The sequence below is a fragment of the Pseudomonas sp. AL10 genome (assembly GCF_029960685.1).
In the GTDB taxonomy this organism is placed as follows: Bacteria; Pseudomonadota; Gammaproteobacteria; order Pseudomonadales; family Pseudomonadaceae; genus Aquipseudomonas; species Aquipseudomonas lactis.
This window is the reverse complement of the sequence record NZ_JASBQZ010000065.1, coordinates 1-18,733: the sequence shown is the minus strand read 5'-3', so window position 1 is coordinate 18,733 and position 18,733 is coordinate 1. Positions and strand designations below refer to the sequence as shown.

Genomic DNA, 18,733 nt, shown 5'->3' with positions numbered 1-18,733 from the left:
GCACCTGAACTTCGGTATCGACGTGATCAACCAGATCAAAATCGAAAACCCGCACCTGTGGGACGCCGAGATGAAGGAAGAAGCGACCCAGATGATCCTGCAGGGTACGCAGCTGGAGATCGAATATGCGCGCGACACCATGCCTCGTGGGGTGTTGGGTATGAATGCGGCGATGATGGAAGATTATTTGAAATTCATCGCTAACCGTCGTTTGACGCAGATTGGATTGAAGGAAGAGTATCCAGGGACGACTAACCCGTTCCCTTGGATGAGCGAGATCATGGACTTGAAGAAAGAGAAAAACTTCTTCGAAACCCGTGTGATCGAGTACCAGACCGGCGGCGCGCTGAGCTGGGATTGATCCGGACTAAGCACTAAAGGAAGCCCTGGCATGTTCAGGGCTTTTTTTCGTCGGTAAAAAAGGAATTTGCCATTTCTTGAAGTACATCACCTCAAGCACCTGGCCCGGAAGGGTTCGGATCGCCCCCCCAATGCTGTAGCCTTGTGCCCCAATTGCCATCAGCGTTGTCACAGGTCAAGTGCTCGGGAAGCTCTTACCGAAGCGCTTTACGCCAAGATCGGAAGATTGGCACGGGAGCAGACTCCTGCTGTCACAGCTGATGCCCGCTTAAAAACTATTAGATAGGACCGAGGCCAACCCGTGAACCCAGACATGCTCGAAGCCGGCCCCGCAGACGCCAAAGTACTTTCCGTCTTTGACTTCGACGGCACCCTCACCCACCACGATAGTTTCGTGCCCTTCCTCAAGTTTGCCTTCGGCACCGGTGAGTTTTATGGCCGGATGGTCAAGCTGGCGGTGCCGGGGCTGCGGTTTTTGGTGCGGCAGATCAGCCGGGATGAGTTGAAGGCGCAGTTGATTCGCACCTTTATGACCGGGGTGAAGAAGACTTGGGTTGAGCAGCAAGCGCAGGCATATTGTCAGGCGCGCTGGAGCAAGCTGATGCGCCCGAGCGGGTTGCAGTCGGTGGCGGATGAGGTGAAGTCCGGGGCGGTGGTGACGCTGTGTTCAGCGTCGCCGGCGTTGGTGTTGCAGCCGTTTGCCGATCGGCTTGGCATTCGTTTGATCGGCACTGAGCTTGAGGTGGTGGATGGGGTGCTGACCGGCAAGCTCACCGGGAATAATTGCCGTTGTGAGAACAAGGTGCTGCGGCTTGAGGCGGTGTATGGGGATTTGGGCGAGTATCGACTACGGGCCTGGGGCGATACGCGTGGGGATCGGGAGTTGTTGGCGGCGGCGCAGGATGCGCATTTTCGGCACTTTCATGCGAAGAAAAAAAAGCGGGCTCGGTTGCAGCGGTGATGCGGGTGGGGGGGTTGGCGGGGAGACCCAGGCGATCCCATCGCAGCCTCGCTGGGGCTCGACAGCTCCCACATTTGAGCTTTGTTGAGGCTTAGGCCGGCGTCTTCAGGTCTACACCCAAGGCTGTGGCGAAGGCTTTTACCATCGGGCTTCTCGGCGCGTTGTAGCGCAGGATCAGGTTGAACGCGGTGCTCAGGTGCACTTGCTCTGGGCACAGTGCGCGCAGGCGTCCTTCCCTTACCAGTGGCGTGACGTAGTGTTCTGGCAGAAAGCCCAGGAAGCGCCCGGTGAGGATCAGGATGGCGACGGCTTCCACTTGTGAGGCCGACGCGGACTGACTGTCGTGGTTGACGAAGTTGGCCTTGTCGCGATGGATCGCATACCGATGGTTCACCACTTCGTATTGGCGAAGGGCATCGGGGGTGATGTCGCTGGCGGTGAACAGTGGATGCCCTACGGCGCAGTAGGCGTGGGCCTTTTCTTCGTAGAGCGGGAAGTAGTCGAACTCTTCACGGCGTTGGTACACCGGGACGATGCCGGCGACTAGGCGCCCTTCCACGACGCCGCGTTCAACTTCGTCCAATTGCGAGGCATGTAGGCGCAATCTTATTTTTGGCGATTGGCGATGTAAGTTGCCCAGGGCGGTAATCAGCGGCGAGTTAATGTCGGAGACGGTGTTATCGATAACGCCCACACTCAGGTCGCCGATGAGTTCATTCTGTGCCGAACTAAGCTTGTCGCGAAAACTGTCCACCGAGGTAAATAACTCGATGGACGCTTGATACACCAACTTGCCTTCTTCGGTCAGCCCGAACCCTTCGCGGCCCCGTGTACACAGGCGCATGCCGATGCGAATCTCGAGGTCGGAGATCTGTTTGCTGATGGCCGCCAGGCCCACGTTCAGCTCATTTTGCGCAGCACTGAAGCCACCGGCTTCGACCACGGCCATAAATACCCGCAGCAATTTGAAGTCCAACCCGCTCAATTGCAGCGGTGCTCGGGTGCCGGGTTTTGGCGGTAGGTTTCCAGAAGTGGAAAGTGGGGTTTCCATAATGCGCGTTGACCTCGAGTGCCATATTCAACAGGCTTGAACCCAATCCTTGAACATAGCCAGGCGGCGATAATGAACATAAACATCCGCCCTTGGCAACCTTGAATACGGCGCGTCAGATGCCGGTTCTACACCGATAAATTTCTGTTGAAACTGCCTCCGACTCTTCTAAAAACAAGCGTGAGGAATACCCATGTCCCAGCCCACCGACCGCCTTTGGGGCGCTCGTTTCAAGACCGGTCCGTCTGCGGCGTTGGCCGCGTTGTCGCGTTGCCCTGAGCGTTATTTTCGCCTGACGCCCTACGACCTGGCCGGCTCCCGTGCCCATGCCCGTGAGTTGCAGCGCGCCGGTTTGCTGGATGAGTCAGAAACCCTGCGCACCCTCGAAGCCCTGGACCGTATCGGTCAGGATTTCGCCGCCGGCCGCCTGCATCCCTCCCTGGATGACGAGGACGTGCACACCTTTATCGAACGCGTATTGACCGAGCGCCTGGGCGCCCTTGGCGGCAAGTTGCGCGCCGGGCGCTCGCGCAATGACCAGACGGCCAACGATCTGCGCCTGTTCCTGCGTGACCATGCGCGCACCATCGCCACCGAGGTGTTGGGCTTGCAGCAGGCGTTGGTTGAACAGGCCGAGCAACATGTGCAGAGCATCTGCCCAGGCTTTACCCATTTGCAGCAGGCGCAACCCATTGTGTTCGCCCATCACTTGCTGGCTCACGCGCAGTCGATGCTGCGCGATGTGCAGCGCCTGGTGGATTGGGATGCGCGTACGGCGCTGTCGCCATTGGGCGCGGCAGCGATGGCAGGTTCGGCGATAGCACGTCAGCCGCAGCACTCGGCTAAGGAAATGGGCTACACCGGGCCGTGTGAAAACTCCATCGACGCTGTCGCCAGCCGTGACCATGTGGCGGAGTTCCTGTTTGTAGCGGGCATGCTCGGGGTGAATATTTCGCGGCTGTCGGAGGAGTTTTGCCTGTGGTCGTCCCGCCAGTTTCGCTGGGTGGTGTTGGACGATGCCTACGCCACCGGCAGTTCGATCATGCCGCAGAAAAAGAATCCGGACATTGCCGAACTGGCGCGGGGCAAGGCCGGGCGTTTGATCGGCAACCTGACCGGGTTGATGTCGACGCTCAAGTCGTTGCCGCTGTCGTACAACCGCGATTTGAGTGAAGACAAGCACAGCGTGTTGGATAGCGTGGACACCTTGCTGCTGGTGTTGCCGGCGATGGCCGGCATGGTGGCGACCATGAAGGTGCAGGTCGACGAGCTGCGGCGTCAGGCGCCGATGGGTTTTACCTTGGCGACGGAGGTGGCGGATTGGTTGGCAACGCGTGGCGTGCCATTTAAGGAGGCCCATGAGATTACCGGCGCGTTGGTACAGGCCTGTGAGAAACATGAAATTGAGTTGTGGGAAGCCTCACCGGCGATGTTGGCGGAGGTGGATGGGCGGCTCACCCCGGACGTGCGTGATTGCCTGACCCTGGAGGCGGCGATTGCGGCGCGCAGTGGGTGGGGTGGGACTGCGCCGGAGCGGGTGAAGGAGCAGATTGGGCGGTTGAAGACTGCTTTGGCTGAACAGCAGAAGTGGGCTGAGAGTTATCAGGGGTTTCGGATTTAAGCCGGTGACGATCGTTCCCACGCTCTGCGTGGGAATGCATCCCGTGACGCTCCGCGTCGTCACGTTACGCGCCAACGGCGGGACGCGGAGCGTCCGAGGCGGCGTTCCCACGCGGAGCGTGGGAACGATCATGCATCAAGAATAATTTTGGAGTAGCAGCATGAACCAAACCCCGGCCGAGCGCTTGGAAGCCGAGCGCAAGTTGTCTGAAAACCAGTTCGATATCACGCAGTACGAGCATGTGCCGCGGCGGTATTACGGGCGGATGTTTTTTGCCACGTTGATCGTGATTGTGTTGGCTGCGCTGTTGCGCGCGTTTGCCAATGGCCAGATCGAATGGTCCTACATTGGCCAGTTCCTCACGTCGCAAGCCATCCTCTGGGGCCTGGTGAACACCATCGTCATGTCGATCCTGGCGATGGCGCTGGGCGTGGTGATCGGAGTGATCACCGCGATCATGCGCATGTCGGCCAACCCGATCCTGCGTTACGTGGCCATCACCTACACCTGGTTGTTTCGCGGTACACCGCTGATTTTGCAACTGCTGCTGTGGTTCAATCTGGCGTTGATCTTCCCGGTGATCGCGATTCCGGGCCTGTTCAGCATCGACACCGTCGACCTGATGACGCCCTTTGTGGCCGCCTTGCTCGGCTTGAGCATCAACCAGGGCGCCTATACCGCTGAGGTGGTGCGCGCCGGCTTGCTGTCGGTGGACACCGGTCAATATGAGGCGGCCAAGTCCATCGGCATGCCGAGCCTGCAAGCGCTGCGTAGGATCATTCTGCCGCAGGCCATGCGCGTGATCATCCCGCCCGTGGGCAACGAGTTCATCAGCATGGTGAAAATGACCAGCCTGGCCAGTGTGATCCAGTACTCCGAGCTGCTGCACAACGCGCAAAACATCTACTACGCCAACGCCCGGGTGATGGAGCTGCTGATTGTGGCGGGCATCTGGTACCTGGCGGTGGTGACTGTTCTTTCATTTGGTCAAAGCCGCCTCGAGCGTCGTTTTGCCCGCGGCGCCGGCAAGCGTTCGTAAGCCTGGGTTGAGGAGATTTGCCCCATGAGAAGCATCGTCAAGGCCGTCAACCTGAACAAGTATTACGACCAGTATCACGCCCTGCGTGACATCAATATCGAGGTCGAGCAAGGCGAGGTGATGTGCATCATTGGCCCGTCCGGCTCGGGTAAAAGTACGTTGCTGCGTTGCGTCAACCAGCTGGAAAAAATCGACAAGGGCGGCCTGTGGGTCGATGGCGAATTGGTCGGTTATCGGGTGGTCGGCAACAAGCTGCACGAGATGAACGAAGCGCAGATCGCCCGCCAGCGCCTGGCCACCGGCATGGTGTTCCAGCGATTCAATTTGTTCCCGCACATGACCGTGTTGCAAAACATCATCGAAGGCCCGTGCCAAGTGCTCAAGCGCTCGCCCAAGGAAGCCATCGAAGATGCATTGGAACTGCTGGCCCGCGTTGGCCTGGCAGACAAGCGCAATGCCTACCCAGTGGAATTGTCCGGTGGCCAGCAACAGCGCGTGGCAATCGCCCGTGCCTTGGCCATGCGCCCCAAGTTGATGCTGTTTGACGAACCCACGTCAGCCCTCGACCCGGAGCTGGTAGGCGAAGTGCTGTCGGTGATGCGCGATTTGGCCACCACCGGCATGACCATGATCGTGGTCACCCATGAGTTGGGCTTCGCTCGCGAAGTGTCCAACCGCATGGTGTTTATGGACGCCGGCCAGATTGTGGAAGCCGGCAGCCCGGAAGACATTCTAATAAGCCCACAAAATCCACGTACCCAAAGCTTTATTTCTGCCGTTCGCACTTAACTAAAAAACTAACGAGAACGCCCCCATGAAAAAGATGTTTATCCCTTCCTTGCTTGCCGGCCTGATGGCCTCCTCGTGTGTATTGGCGGCCTTGCCGCAAGCCATCAAGGACAAGGGTGAGATCAGCGCGGCCATCGTGCCGAACTACCCGCCGATGGACTTCAAGGACCCGGCCACCAACAAGCTCACTGGTTTTGACTTCGACCTGGGCAACGCCCTGGCCGAGCGCCTGGGCGTGAAGATCAAATGGCAGGAAACCGGCTTCGAACAAATGCTCAGCGGCCTGACCACCAAGCGCGTCGATATCGTGCTGTCGGGCATGAGCGACACCGCCGAGCGCCAGAAGGCCGTGACCTTCGTCGACTACTTCACCAGCGGCCCACAGTTGTACACCCTGGCCAAGCGCGAAGAGATCAAGGAATTGACCGACTTGTGCGGTAAAAAAGTCGGCACCAGCCGCCGCACCACCTGGCCGTCGGAAATTACCGCCTGGAGCAAGGCAAACTGCGAAGCGGCCGGTAAGCCGGCAATCGTGGTGATCGGGACCGAAGGTTCGGCGGATGCCCGGGCGCAGTTGCAGCAGAACCGCCTGGATGCGGCGATGCAGGGCAGCGAGACGATTCCTTATTTGATGGCGCTGGACAAGGGCAAGTACAAGCCGGTGGGGCTGGCGATTTCCAAGCAGTTCACCGGGCTTGGGATTGAGAAGAGCAATACCGAGTTGGTCACGGCGATCAGTGAAGCGTTGCAGGGCATGATTGATGACGGGACCTACGGCAAGATCCTGAAGAAGTGGGATCTGGAGCAAGGTGCGGTCGAGAAGATCAGCATAAACGCAGGCCAGTAAACACCGCAAAACCTGTGGGAGCTGGCTTGCCTGCGATAGCGGTAGATCAGCCAATGACGATGCAAACTGGCCTACCGCTATCGCAGGCAAGCCAGCTCCCACACTGGTTCGGTGTTCACATTTAAGTTGTGTTGTCGTGAAAATATAACAAGGACGCTCGCCCCCACCGTGGCCACCTACTCCCTGGTAATCCGTCGCCTGATGATCTGCTCGGTGACCATCGTGGTCAGCCGCGCCATGACCAGCCCGTTGCTGGCCCTGTGGCTGAGCACACGCCTGGGCCTCAACCAGCAGGACATCGGCCTGCTGATGGGGATCGCGGTGTTCATCGCCACGCTCCTGGGGTTGTACGGCGGCTACATCATCGACCGCCTGGAAAAGCGCAAGCTGCTGATCCTGGCCATGCTTTCAAGCTCCATCGGTTTTTTATTGCTGACCTTTGCCAGCAACCTCTACCTCACCACCTTGACCCTGGTCATCACTGAAGCCGCGTCGGCGTTGTTCCTGATCGGCTCCAAGGCGATCATCAGCGAGAACCTACCGGTGGGCGAGCGCGCCAAGGTGTTTTCCCTGCGCTATACCCTGACCAATGTGGGCTATGCGACCGGCCCGATGTTGGGCGTATTGATTGCTGGCCAACTGCCGTGGGCGCCGTTCCTGATTGCCAGTGCCATTGCCTTTGGCAGCCTGTTCCTGATGATCGGTATTGCGCCGACTCAACGGGACGACCGTCATAAACCCCAGAGTTTTCTCAGCACCCTGCGCACCTTGCGCAACGACCGCACGTTGATCCTGTTCACCAGCGGCAGCCTGTTGAGCACCATAGTCCATGGGCGCTACACCCTGTATCTGTCGCAGTTTTTGCTAGTGGCCTACACACCCGACCAGGCACTGAAAATTCTGTCGGCGGTGCTGGCCTGTAACGCGATCACCGTGATTTTGATGCAGTACCAAATCGGTCGATTCCTCAAGCGCGAGCAACTGCGCCATTGGATCGTGCTGGGCACCTTATTGTTTATTGCCGGGTTGGTCGGCTTCAGCCAGGCGAACAGTCTGCTGAGCTGGTGCCTGGCGATGTTCGTGTTCACCTTGGGCGAGATGATCATTTACCCCTCGGAATTTCTGTTTATCGACACCATTGCGCCGGATGCACTACGGGGCAGTTACTACGGTGCCCAGAACCTGGCCGCGTTTGGCGGAGCCATGAGTCCGGTGATTTGTGGCTACCTGCTGATCAACGCGGCACCCACCAGCATGTTCTTTGCCCTGGCCGCACTTACTGCCATAGGCGGCACGCTGTGTTTCTTGAGCGGGCGACGCGTGGCAGGTTCTTGCTGATATTTATGCAAGATCCGGCTATTAATAGCCAAACCTCTGACGGACCCGAGCCCCATGAAATTCGATACGGCCTACAGCGTGAGTCTCGACGACAAAGTGTCGATCTACGACGTGCGAGACCTGAATTTCGACGAAAGCACCGGCTTCGATTCCGACAAGGACAGCTTCCTGTGCCCCAACGACGCCTGCCGCGCGGCCTTCGATAGCACCAATGCGTTGAGCACTTTCAACGCCAAGAACGTCAACTACCTGCGCACGCCGCACTTCAAGAACAAACCCGGCACTCGGCATATCGATGGCTGCCGCTATGCCGGCAGCCATAAATCGGCGACGGGTGAAAGTGATGACGAGCGTGAGGAAAATTTCCCATCGGAATTTGTGCTGACGCGGCGACTGTATGAGCCTAAAACGCCGGTAGTCGGCAACGATGCAAGCGCCCTGCAGGAACCGACGAAAGCGCCTGCAAACCGCACTACGACATCCTCTGGCAGTAATGACACAACCCCGGACAAAACCAGCGTATTCGCACACCCGGTGGAGTGCTACGTGTCCAACATCGATGACAAGGACAAGCTCAAGGCAATGCCCCTGAAGATCGGTGAGCACACGGCGACCTACTGGGCATTCTTCAAGAAGATCGAATACCTGCAAGACAACCAGGGTTTGATTTATTGGGGCAAGATCAAGGCCATCAAGGACTACACCAGCAGCTTTCGCATCGACTTCGAGAAGAAGGTGTGGCTCGACAAAAAGCCTTATTCGGTGAACGTCTACCTGAGCAAAAAGCTCATCGAAAACTACCGCAAACGCACGGCATTCCTGGAGCAGATCAAGGCGGCGGCCAGCAGTGAACGGCCGCTGTATTGCTTTTTCTATGGCGTCACACCGCAGCTTATGCAGGTGCCCAGTAAGAAAAACCCCGAGCAAACGTTCGGGGTATTCAGCGCCAGGATCGAGAACCTGGACCACCTGATTATTCGTGAGGCGCCAGGGCTGGAATCATAAGGGGCTGCAATGCCAATGGATGAGCGGTAGAAACAACTGTACAAAAAAACAGTATAGTTGCACCTCCCCTGTCGAACCTGGAGAAACCCCATGTCCTCTCTGGCAATGAGTTCTTTCGTAGAACAACAGATCGTCCTGCATCAATTCACCGCCAAACACTGCGCGCAGGCGCGCGTCATGCTGGGCTGGAGCCGCGAAGAGCTGGCTCGCCAGGCTGGCGTGGCGGTGCAAACAATTGAGCAATTGGAAGGCCACGGTGACGTGGACGATGAAACCCGTTTGATCCTGGCGTTTCGCCTGGAGGCCGAAGGGCTGGTGTTTTTCCCGGGGTTCGCACCGGGGTGGGGAATGAGTGCGCGCCGGTTTGATACCCCGGCGGCGCAACCTTCTGTGCAAGGCCTCATTTCTCAATTGATGGGTTCAACAGTGGCAACCAGCAGAGGCTGACTCAAATTCAGCCGTTGGTGGCCTCAACCGTTTTATCTGGACTGGCTGGTGTTTGCGTAGAAGGAATACCCGGGAGAAAAGCCGGTTTTTGAATGGCCTGCGAGGCTTGTTCATAACCATAGGCAACTGCCAGCAAAGTGGCTTCACTGTTGCCGCAGCCATATAAGTAAAGTGCCGTGGGCATGCCTTCCTCGTCCATGCCTGACGGAACGGATATACCTGGGTACCCGGCCGCCGCACTGTAAAAATAATTGTGGGACAGAAAGTTCGACACCATGGCGTCGAGCTTGTGCTCCTTTATGGGGTCATCAATGGTTTTCTGAAATACAGGAAGAATCGCTTCCCACAACGCTTCGCGTTTTTCCGGGGTGGTCTCCAGGTCATTGATCATTTCCAGCAGTTTCTGGTCAGGCTCACCAGATTTCTGTGTGCGTTTGATAAAAGCAACCAGCTCAGAAAGTGACTTGACCGGCAAACCTTCTCGCCCAGCCAAATAGTCTTCCAGTTGTTGCTTGACCTCCGAGAACATCGCCTCGTTATAGCCCTCATAGGCTTCGTCGGGGACACCGGCGTCCAACCGCTCCAAGGGCACCAGAATCGCCCCTTGGGCCTTCATCACTTCGAGCGCCGCCTCATAGTGCTTGCGGTCTGCAAGCTTGGCCGGGTCCTTGGCCTCCTCTGCGGACAACTCAGGCAAAGGGGTGTAGCCAATTCGCTTGCCCTTCAAGGCATCAGCGTGCAGGCCCTCGGTGTAGACGTTGGTCTCGGTCATTGCGTTAAGCGCTTCTGCCGCATCACAGATATTGCGGGTGAAGGTCCCCACCGCATCCATGCGGGTGCTGGTCATGACGCCTTCGGTGCTGACCAGGCCCGTCGTGGTTTTCAGGCCAAACACACCGTTGTAGGCTGCGGGGCTGATGATCGATCCGTTGGTTTCCAGCCCTAACGCCACCGGCACATGCCCCTGGGCCACCGCCACCGCCGAGCCTGAACTCGAGCCCGCCACCGGCCCTCCGAGTCGATGAGGGTTCAACGTCTGGCCACCTCGGGAACTCCAGCCATCGGCCGGTGATAGTGAGCGAAAGTTGGACAGCTCACTCATATTGGTTTTGCCTACAATCACCACTCCGGCTTTCAGCAAATTGTCGACGACCTTGGCGTTTTTACTGGCCGGCGCGCCCACCAAGGCCTTTGAGCCTGCGCTGGTCTGCATGCGGTCGTTGGTTTCAAAGACATCCTTCAGCGCTATCGGCACGCCATGCAAATGCCCGCGAACACGGCCATCGGCACGTTCCTGATCGCGGGCTTTCGCCTCTCGCATGGCATCCGGGTTGGTTTCCAAAAACGCATTGCCGCCCTGTAGTCCACGATCAATATTGGCAATTTGCTTGAGCGAGTCCTTCAACAGTGACTCTGAGGTGACACCACCTCCTTGGGCCATCTCCACTGACATCTGGCAGGCACTTTTGAAACCTTGCACAGGGTTTGAAAGCTCCTGAAGCAGGCCTGTCGCCCATCCACCTGCCGAAACTGGTCCGATCATGAAGTGCCCCTCTGTTTGACTGAGTGTGAGCGCTATCTGCCGATAACACCGCACCAGTCTAAGAGCCGATACCCCACTGTTATTTCAGGCGAATCTTGTCACCGCGTCCTACCCTTCCCAGCCCGGTGTAGGCATCTATACCATCTATGGCCGCAGCACGCGGTAAGCGCGCGCCAGTGCCGCCAAACGATCACCTGCCCAGCGCGCACCGTAAAACCAGACTCGGGAGCCGTCCTCCAGGGTTTCACACACAGAGGGGTATCCGCCTCTTATGGCATGATGAAAGGCGGCGTGGGGATCCTCCGACACCAGGGCATCCAGGCGAAGACCTGCCACCAGTTCATCGATTTCACGACAGGCCTGCTGACTGTCGCCACTGCGCTGCATGTCCACCGCTACCCATTGCACACCGGCGTGACGCAGGGTGTCGAAGACCCGCTGCAAAGCCGCGCTGCGCTCAACCGGCTCAACCTGATTGCCCTGCACATAGCGCTCTGCATAGCCGATCCGATAGCCCGTCAACGCCTGCGTGGCGGTGAACGTGGTGTTATTCAATACTAGCGGTACTTCGACCATCACCGGTTCAGTAGGGTCCACACCGCTGATGGCGACAAGTGATAGCGCGGGGTCACGCACTGGCCGTATATGGGGCGCCAGGGCGCTATAACCAGGGACGAGCGTGACGCCCGCAGCCTGTTCGGCGCCAAAGACAATAGAAGTGGGTGCTGCATGGGGTGGTGAAGCGGGCAAGTCGGCGGCGTTTATTGGCGCGGGCAGTGGCTGGGCTGGGGCACAAGGCAACCCCATTCTCCAAAGCTTCTTACAGTGGCTGTCCATCGAAACGTCCTCCCGGAGATAAAATTCCCGCGGGATCATCGCACTCTCATTTGGCGTTTGTCGCAGAGCTGAAATCCGCTGAAAAACTCTTTTCCAAGCGGGTTTTCGGCTCAGCCTGCTGCGTGTTCGTTGACCGATTGAGGTTCCACTTCCAGCCACCAGGCATGCCCACGCTCAGGCTGGTTCAAGCGAAAAGCCTGGCCCATCGCCGGAGTGGTGATCGAAACATTGCGCTCCCAGGCCAGGGCCATGATGCGGTCGAAGGGCTCATGCCAGGCGTGGAAGGCCAGGTCGAAAGTGCCATTGTGAATCGGCAGCAGCCACCGCCCTTTAAGGTCGATATGCGCCTGCAGTGTTTGCTCCGGCTGCATGTGCACATGAGGCCACTCGACATTGTAAGCGCCGGTTTCCATCAGGGTCAGGTCAAAAGGCCCGTACTGTTCGCCGATGCGTTTGAAACCGTCGAAATAGCCGGTGTCGCCGCTGAAGAAGATACGTCGCGTGTCGTCGATCATCACCCAGGAGCACCATAGGGTCTGGTTGCCATCAAACAGGCCGCGCCCGGAAAAGTGCTGGGCCGGCGTGCAGACAAAACGAACACCATCGACCTCGGTGCCCTTCCACCACTCCAACTGGCGGACTTTGCTGGCGTCTACGCCCCATTTGACCAGCGTGTCGCCCACGCCCAGGGGCGCCAGGAAGTAGCGGGTCTTTTCGGCCAATTGGACCACCGCTTTGCGGTCGAGATGGTCGTAATGATTGTGGGAAAGGATCACCGCTTCCAGCGCTGGCAGCTCTTCAAGGCTGATCGGCGGCTGATGAAAACGCTTGGGGCCGGCCCAACGCAATGGCGAGGCGCGTTCGGCAAACACCGGGTCGGTGACCCAGAATTTACCGCGCATTTTCAGCAGCACGGTTGAATGGCCCAGGCGATACACGCTGTGATCAGGTGCGGCCAATAACTGCTCGCGAGTCAGTGGCTGTACCGGAATCTGCCCCACCGGCCGGGTGGTGCGCGGTTTGTTGAACAGCATGTTCCAGAAAATACGCAGGGTCTTGCCCAAGCCACCGTGTTGCACCGGGGCGTCGTTGCTGAAGTGCCCCAAGTCCTGCTCGGCAGGCTTGGGCGCCGAGGGCGCAGGGTCGAGACGGGTTGAAATAGTGGCCATGACGAAGTGACTCCTGCGGTCCGCTCAAGTATTACACTGCACAGTGTAGTTTCTAGATTGCAACAAAATCCGGAGCAAGTAAACTGCCCGGTGTAATTTCATTGTTGAGTCGAATGCCTTCCATGACTGCCCCCAAACGCCTCACCGAGCGTAAACGCGAAGCCATCGTGGCGGCGGCGATTGCCGAATTTCGCGAGAACGGCTTCGAGGTCACCAGCATGGACAAAATCGCCGCCACTGCGGGCGTTTCCAAGCGCACGGTGTACAACCACTTTCCTAGTAAAGAAGAACTGTTCGCCGAGATCCTCCACCAGTTGTGGGCCAGCAGCGTTGCCCAACTGGACGTGATCTACACCAGCGACCGCCCGCTGCGCGACCAACTGCGCACGTTGCTGGAAGCGAAAATGCAGATGATGTCGGACGCCAACTTCCTCGACCTGGCACGCGTGGCCATTGCTGCCACCATCCATTCGCCGGAGCGCGCGCAAGACATGGTCAACCGCCTCAGTGCGCGGGAAGAAGGCTTTACCCAATGGGTACGCGCCGCTCAGGAAGACGGCCGCCTCACCTGCACCGACCCGGCGTTCGCCGCCCATCAGATCCAAAGCCTGCTCAAGGCCTTTGCGTTCTGGCCGCAAATCACCCTCGGCCAGCCCACCCTCGACCTTGCCGCACAGGCCCACGTCATCGAATCGGCCATCGACCTGTTCCTCGCCGGTTACGAAGTCAGCACGCAGCGCCCGCCCCAGTAACCCCTGTTGCAGGCGCGACATTTAAGGTCGTTTCTGGCGCTTTTACCCGCTGTTTTGCGCAAATGGCCTGGAAGGACACTGATTATTCCCACGCGAATAATCGACAATTCACCTTTCTTATCCGACCACCGGCTCTGCCCGTTGACGCGTGCTGTTGCACCCGCAAAAAAAGTTGACCCAGGACACTATGGAAAACAGACGAGGCAAAGGGCTTTCATTTGCCAGGCGAATCTACACGCCAAGGATTATCGGCCTGGGTATCGGCAGCATCAGCGTGATCGGGGCGTTGTATCCCTTGTCGATGCCCGGTTGGGTCTGGGCGTTGCTGTTGTTCAACGGCATTGCCTGGCCGCACGTGGCGTACCTGATTTCCACCCGCTCGCCGTTTCCCTACCAGGCCGAACAACGCAACCTGCTGTATGACTCATTGCTGGGCGGATTCTGGGCCGCAGCCACTCAGTTTTCGCCACTGACAGCGGTGACCATTCTGTCGATGATGGCCATGAACAACGTCGCAGCCGGTGGCAAACGCCTGTTCCTGCGCGGGTTGCTGGCACAGGCGGCCGGTATCGCGGTGGCCTGGGGCCTGTTCGACGTCAAGTTCGACCCCAGCGTCAGCCTCACCGAGGTCTACACCTGCCTGCCGATGCTGACGCTCTACCCGATGGCCATCGGCATGGTCTGTTACCAGTTAGCGATCAAACTGTCGGAACACAAACGCGCCCTCAGCGCCCTGAGCCGCGTCGACAGCCTTACCGGCCTGCTCAACCATGGTTCGTGGAAAGACCTGCTGAACATCAAGTTTCACAAGTGCCAGCAGCAACAAGGCCAAGCGACCATTGCCTTGATCGATATCGACCACTTCAAGCACATCAATGACGTACATGGCCACACCGTCGGTGACGCGGTTCTGCTCCAGTTGAGCCAGGCGCTGCGCGAACACTTGCGCGAAGAAGACCTGGCCGGCCGCTACGGCGGCGATGAATTCAGTGTAATTCTGCCGAAAATGCCGCTGCACGCCGCTGCGCAGGTGATGGAACATCTACGCGAAACCTTCAGCGGCTATCGTCATGCGCAGATCCCGGACCTGCGCGTGAGCCTGAGCATTGGCCTGGCGGATTTCCACCCGTCGTTCAAGGACGCGGTCATGTGGCTCGATGCGGCGGATCGCGCGTTGTACACCGCCAAAAACAGCGGCCGCAACCGCGTCAAGATCAGCGAATGCACGGCCGTTCATTCAGCCTCAGTTGTCTGATGACACCTCGTCCGAATCTTGCTCCGCCCACCTGCTGCAATAGCATAATGCCGCCATTGGTCGCCTGGCCAAAATAGTCCTGCCTGATGGGCGAACTTCCAGGCCGATTGATCACTCTGAGACCGTTGTTCCACCCCCTCTGTCAGCATCAGGAAGCTGGCAATGAGCAAGTCAACCGTAAGGCCAGGGGCCCTACGGGGTCAGGCGCAAATACATGGACCCCGCATACGCTTGCATGCCCGAGCCCTCCACCATGCTATTTCACGCTCACAAGAAAACCATCAGTACCCTGCAACACAGCCTTGCCCAACAGACCAGCCTGCTGGACGCCATCGAGCGCTCCATGGCCGTGATCGAATTCGACCTGCAAGGCACCGTGCTGCGCGCCAATGACAACTTCTTCAAGACCATGGGCTACCGCGCCGAACAGATCCTGGGCCAGCCCCATCGGATGTTCTGTACCCCGGCGTTCGCCCGCAGCGCGGATTACAACCAGCTGTGGACACACCTGCGCAACGGCCAATTCCAGTCGGGCACCTTTGAACGAGTAGGCGCCAACGGTGCCTCGGTGTGGCTGGAAGCCAGCTATAACCCGGTACGGGATGAAGCGGGGAACGTGATCAAAGTGGTGAAATACGCCATGGACGTCACCCCGCGCCTGCAGGCCGAAAGTGAAGCCAACGCCAAGCTCGAAGCCATCGACCGCGCCATGGCGATGATCGAGTTCAACCTCGACGGCACCATCATCACCGCCAACAGCAATTTCCTGCAGCGCATGGGCTACAGCCTGGCGCAGATTCAGGGCAAGCATCACCGCCTGTTCTGCACACCGGAGCTGGCCAATAGTGCAGCCTACAGCGAGTTCTGGAAGCGCTTGAATCAGGGCGAGCTGTTCAATGGCCAGTTCGAGCGGGTGGATAAACACGGCCAGGTGGTGTGGCTGGAAGCCAACTACAACCCGGTGTACGACGCCAGCGGGCGCCTGTGCAAAGTGGTGAAGTTCGCCTCGGACGTCACCGCCCGCGTGCTACAGCATGCCGCTGACGCACAGAGCGCCGCCCAGGCTTATCACCTGTCGTTGAACACCCAGGAGATGGCTGAAAAAGGCGCCGAGGTGATTCAGAAAACCGCCACCGGCATGCGCGACATTGCCGTGGATATCGACGCCTCTTCGCAACTGATCGCCAAGCTGGGCGAGCGCTCGCAACAGATCACCGCCATCGTCAACACCATTCGCGGCATCGCCGACCAGACCAACCTGCTGGCCCTCAACGCCGCCATCGAGGCCGCCCGCGCCGGCGAGCAGGGCCGTGGCTTTGCCGTGGTGGCCGATGAAGTGCGGCAACTGGCGGCGCGCACCAGCGGCTCCACCGCCGAAATCTCCGGCATGATCGCCATGATCCAGGACGAAACCCGCCAAGCCATCGACAGCATGGACGCCACCCGCGACCGCGCCGCCCAGGGTGTGGAACTGGCCAACCAGGCCGGCACGGTGATCCTGCAAATTCGCGAAGGCACCGGCGAGGCGGTACAGGCGGTGAGCGCGTTTGCAAACGAGCGAGGTAATCGCTGACCCATTGGCGCTGGCTGTCTGCAGGTTAACTTCGCAGCCAGCGCACATGCCGCCCCAGCTCATCAAACAGCGTCACCACCGAGCGCAACGCCCGGCAATCAGGCCGCGTCAACAACCACAGCGCCGTATCGTGCCCTGCCAGCGCAGGGCCCAGCGGTTGCAGGCCATCGCCCATGAGAAAATCCGGCAGTGCCGCCACGCCCAATCCAGCCCTTACCAATTCGGTCACCGACTGCATGCTGTTGCACCGATAACGGGGACGCACGCCCGGCAAATGTTCACGACGCCAGATGACGGTGGGGTGATCGGGTAAAAAGTCATCTGGCGCGATCCAGGCCAGGTTGGCCCAGTCATGGCCTGGGTGCTGGCGCGCATAGTCGGCACTGGCACACACCTGATAGGTCACCGCCCCCAGGCAGCGTCCGACAAGATGCGCTGGCGGCGCCTTCGTCAGGCGCAGGGCGATATCCGCATCACGGCGGCTGAGGTTGGCGAAGTCATTGGAGGTGCTCAGTTCCAGGGTCAACGCCGGGTAGGCCGGCATGAACTGCGCGAGGGCCGGCAACAGCAAGCCTTGCAACACCGAGTCGGTGCAGGTCAGGCGCACGGTGCCGCTGATCACTTCACCGCCCTGCTCCACGCCAATACGCGCCGCCTCCAGCGCCTGCTCGGCACGCTCGGCTTGTTGTGCCAGGTTGCTCGCCAGGCCGGTGGGCAAATAACCGGCACGGCTTTTTTCAAACAGGGTCTGGCCCAGCGCCGCCTCCAGCCGCCGCACCGCACGGAACACCGTGGACACATCCACGCGCAGCAGCGCAGCCGCCCGCGCCAGGGTACCGCCGCGCACCAGGGCCAGAATCAATGACAGGTCGGCGTAGTCGATTTGATAGTGCGTGGCTGCATTGAACATATGGGCAAACGCCAATACTGATTGCGTAAACGCCAATCTATAGTGGGTATCAACCCACCACAAGCCATGGGACGTACACGATGCCAACCCCCGCGCTGCACCTTGCCCTGATCGGTGACCACAACCCCGATGTGACCGCCCACCAGGCCATTCCCGTGGCCCTGCAACAGGCCGCCGACGCTCTGGGCCTGAGCGTCCAGGTGCAATGGCTGGCAACCGACACCCTCACCTGCACTTCTGCCCTGCACGACTTTGACGGCTTCTGGTGCGTGCCCGGCAGCCCCTATCGCGATGTCGACGGCGCCCTGCGGGCGATCCGTTTTGCCCGCGAACAAGGTCGTCCTTTCCTCGGCACCTGCGGCGGTTTTCAACATGCCGTGCTGGAATATGCCCGCAACGTGCTCGGTTGGGCCGATGCCCAACATGGCGAATTAATGCCGGATGCTGAACGCGCCGTCATCACGCCGCTGGCCTGCTCTATGGTGGAAGTGAACGACACCGTGCGCCTGGCCCCGTACACGCGCATCGCCCAGGCCTACGGCAGCCTGGATATCCACGAAGGATACCGCTGCCGCTACGGCATCAACCCCACCTACGCCGACGCCCTGCTGCAAGCCAATCTGATTCCCACCGGCCACGATTCGGCGGGCGACCTGCGCGCGGTGGAACTGCTCGACCACCCGTTCTTCGTCGCCACCCTGTTCCAGCCCGAACGCGCCGCGCTCAAAGGCATCACGCCGCCGCTGGCGATTGCGCTGCTCAAGGCCTGCCAGGAGGTATCGGTATGATCGCCAAGACACCCGCCCCACCGTATTACGCGGTGATTTTCAGCTCGCTGCGCACCGACGCCGACCTGGGTTATGGCGAGGCCGCCACACGCATGCTGGAACTGGCCAGGCAACAACCGGGATTTCTAGGGGTGGAATCGGCGCGGGAAGATGGGCTGGGGATCACTGTGTCCTACTGGACCAGCGAGGCGGCGATCCTGGCCTGGAAACAGCAGGCCGAGCATCGGCAGGTGCGCGAGCAAGGGCGGGCCACTTGGTATGCGGCGTTTCACACGCGGGTGTGCAAGGTAGAGCGGGCCTACACCTTCCCCACTTGAAATATTGCCCCTTGTAGGAGCTGGCTTGCCTGCGATGGCCATAGGTATCTACACAACTTTGTGGGCTGTAGCAGCAGACGGTAACCACGATGCGAAGCGAGCCGCTCTTGATCTTGATCTGCTTGTGATCT

General features: G+C 59.3%; 19 protein-coding genes and 1 pseudogene. 15 read left to right on the top strand and 5 right to left on the bottom strand.

Features of this window, described 5'->3' with window-relative positions; translation table 11 throughout:
* The 3 genes and pseudogenes from QK296_RS27875 to QK296_RS27865 all read left to right on the top strand — a co-directional run.
* A partial coding sequence (locus QK296_RS27875; protein ID WP_282391228.1) for a ribonucleotide-diphosphate reductase subunit beta occupies positions 1–361 on the top strand: 361 nt, incomplete at its 5' end.
* A 66-nt stretch (positions 362–427) separates the two neighbouring features.
* Positions 428–646, top strand: a pseudogene (locus QK296_RS27870) (HNH endonuclease); the annotation flags it as partial.
* A 27-nt stretch (positions 647–673) separates the two neighbouring features.
* Positions 674–1,321, top strand: a complete 648-nt coding sequence (locus tag QK296_RS27865) for an HAD-IB family hydrolase (RefSeq protein ID WP_094775506.1) — start codon at positions 674–676, stop codon at positions 1,319–1,321.
* Positions 1,322–1,412: 91 nt separating this feature from the next.
* On the opposite strand, the gene QK296_RS27860 is transcribed toward QK296_RS27865, so the two are convergent.
* A complete protein-coding gene (locus QK296_RS27860; protein ID WP_282392144.1) occupies positions 1,413–2,372 on the bottom strand; it encodes a LysR family transcriptional regulator in 960 nt (319 codons plus the stop codon).
* 193 nt (positions 2,373–2,565) lie between these two features.
* On the opposite strand from QK296_RS27860, the gene argH reads away from it, so the two are divergent.
* The 7 genes from argH (at position 2,566) to QK296_RS27825 (ending at position 9,458) form a co-directional block, all read left to right on the top strand.
* On the top strand, positions 2,566–3,993 hold the full coding sequence (gene argH / locus QK296_RS27855; RefSeq protein ID WP_282392142.1) for an argininosuccinate lyase: 1,428 nt from the start codon (positions 2,566–2,568) through the stop codon (positions 3,991–3,993).
* A gap of 160 nt (positions 3,994–4,153) precedes the next feature.
* On the top strand, positions 4,154–5,032 hold the full coding sequence (locus QK296_RS27850) for an amino acid ABC transporter permease (protein WP_019819278.1): 879 nt from the start codon (positions 4,154–4,156) through the stop codon (positions 5,030–5,032).
* A 24-nt stretch (positions 5,033–5,056) separates the two neighbouring features.
* Positions 5,057–5,821: an amino acid ABC transporter ATP-binding protein gene (locus QK296_RS27845; RefSeq protein ID WP_003193648.1), complete on the top strand. Its 765-nt coding sequence runs from the start codon at positions 5,057–5,059 to the stop codon at positions 5,819–5,821.
* A 25-nt stretch (positions 5,822–5,846) separates the two neighbouring features.
* Positions 5,847–6,668 carry an ABC transporter substrate-binding protein gene (locus QK296_RS27840; RefSeq protein WP_003193649.1) on the top strand — a complete coding sequence of 274 codons (822 nt, stop codon included), beginning with the start codon at positions 5,847–5,849 and terminating at the stop codon, positions 6,666–6,668.
* Between the two features lie 168 nt (positions 6,669–6,836).
* A complete protein-coding gene (locus QK296_RS27835; protein WP_003193651.1) occupies positions 6,837–8,006 on the top strand; it encodes an MFS transporter in 1,170 nt (389 codons plus the stop codon).
* 54 nt (positions 8,007–8,060) lie between these two features.
* The gene (locus tag QK296_RS27830) at positions 8,061–9,011 is read left to right on the top strand and encodes a hypothetical protein (protein WP_003193653.1); all 951 of its coding nucleotides are present in this window, start codon (positions 8,061–8,063) and stop codon (positions 9,009–9,011) included.
* 90 nt (positions 9,012–9,101) lie between these two features.
* The gene (locus tag QK296_RS27825) at positions 9,102–9,458 is read left to right on the top strand and encodes a helix-turn-helix transcriptional regulator (RefSeq protein ID WP_003193655.1); all 357 of its coding nucleotides are present in this window, start codon (positions 9,102–9,104) and stop codon (positions 9,456–9,458) included.
* A 7-nt stretch (positions 9,459–9,465) separates the two neighbouring features.
* Here QK296_RS27825 and QK296_RS27820 read toward each other — a convergent pair whose 3' ends face one another.
* The 3 genes from QK296_RS27820 to QK296_RS27810 all read right to left on the bottom strand — a co-directional run bounded on the left by QK296_RS27820 (position 9,466) and on the right by QK296_RS27810 (position 13,007).
* Positions 9,466–10,911, bottom strand: a complete 1,446-nt coding sequence (locus tag QK296_RS27820; protein ID WP_034135657.1) for an amidase family protein — start codon at positions 10,909–10,911, stop codon at positions 9,466–9,468.
* A 234-nt stretch (positions 10,912–11,145) separates the two neighbouring features.
* Positions 11,146–11,808, bottom strand: a complete 663-nt coding sequence (locus QK296_RS27815) for a hypothetical protein (protein WP_282392135.1) — start codon at positions 11,806–11,808, stop codon at positions 11,146–11,148.
* A 140-nt stretch (positions 11,809–11,948) separates the two neighbouring features.
* Complete coding sequence (locus QK296_RS27810; RefSeq protein WP_057711737.1) at positions 11,949–13,007, bottom strand: MBL fold metallo-hydrolase; 1,059 nt, start codon at positions 13,005–13,007, stop codon at positions 11,949–11,951.
* A gap of 122 nt (positions 13,008–13,129) precedes the next feature.
* Here QK296_RS27810 and QK296_RS27805 point away from each other — a divergent pair, with 122 nt between their 5' ends.
* From QK296_RS27805 to QK296_RS27795, 3 genes are all read left to right on the top strand, one after another.
* Positions 13,130–13,759: a TetR/AcrR family transcriptional regulator gene (locus QK296_RS27805; protein WP_003193662.1), complete on the top strand. Its 630-nt coding sequence runs from the start codon at positions 13,130–13,132 to the stop codon at positions 13,757–13,759.
* A 187-nt stretch (positions 13,760–13,946) separates the two neighbouring features.
* Positions 13,947–15,014, top strand: a complete 1,068-nt coding sequence (locus QK296_RS27800) for a diguanylate cyclase (RefSeq protein WP_003193663.1) — start codon at positions 13,947–13,949, stop codon at positions 15,012–15,014.
* 253 nt (positions 15,015–15,267) lie between these two features.
* The gene (locus QK296_RS27795; protein ID WP_003193665.1) at positions 15,268–16,587 is read left to right on the top strand and encodes a PAS domain-containing methyl-accepting chemotaxis protein; all 1,320 of its coding nucleotides are present in this window, start codon (positions 15,268–15,270) and stop codon (positions 16,585–16,587) included.
* A gap of 25 nt (positions 16,588–16,612) precedes the next feature.
* Here QK296_RS27795 and QK296_RS27790 read toward each other — a convergent pair whose 3' ends face one another.
* Positions 16,613–17,497, bottom strand: coding sequence for a LysR family transcriptional regulator (locus QK296_RS27790; RefSeq protein ID WP_003193667.1), 885 nt, complete (start codon positions 17,495–17,497; stop codon positions 16,613–16,615).
* A gap of 80 nt (positions 17,498–17,577) precedes the next feature.
* Here QK296_RS27790 and QK296_RS27785 point away from each other — a divergent pair, with 80 nt between their 5' ends.
* Both QK296_RS27785 and QK296_RS27780 read left to right on the top strand, forming a co-directional pair.
* Positions 17,578–18,285, top strand: coding sequence for a CTP synthase (locus tag QK296_RS27785; protein WP_282392131.1), 708 nt, complete (start codon positions 17,578–17,580; stop codon positions 18,283–18,285).
* Positions 18,282–18,602 (top strand): antibiotic biosynthesis monooxygenase, encoded by a 321-nt coding sequence (locus QK296_RS27780; RefSeq protein ID WP_003193670.1) that lies wholly within the window; start codon positions 18,282–18,284, stop codon positions 18,600–18,602. Before QK296_RS27785 ends, QK296_RS27780 begins: the two co-directional genes overlap by 4 nt.
* The last annotated feature ends 131 nt before the right edge of the window (positions 18,603–18,733 follow it).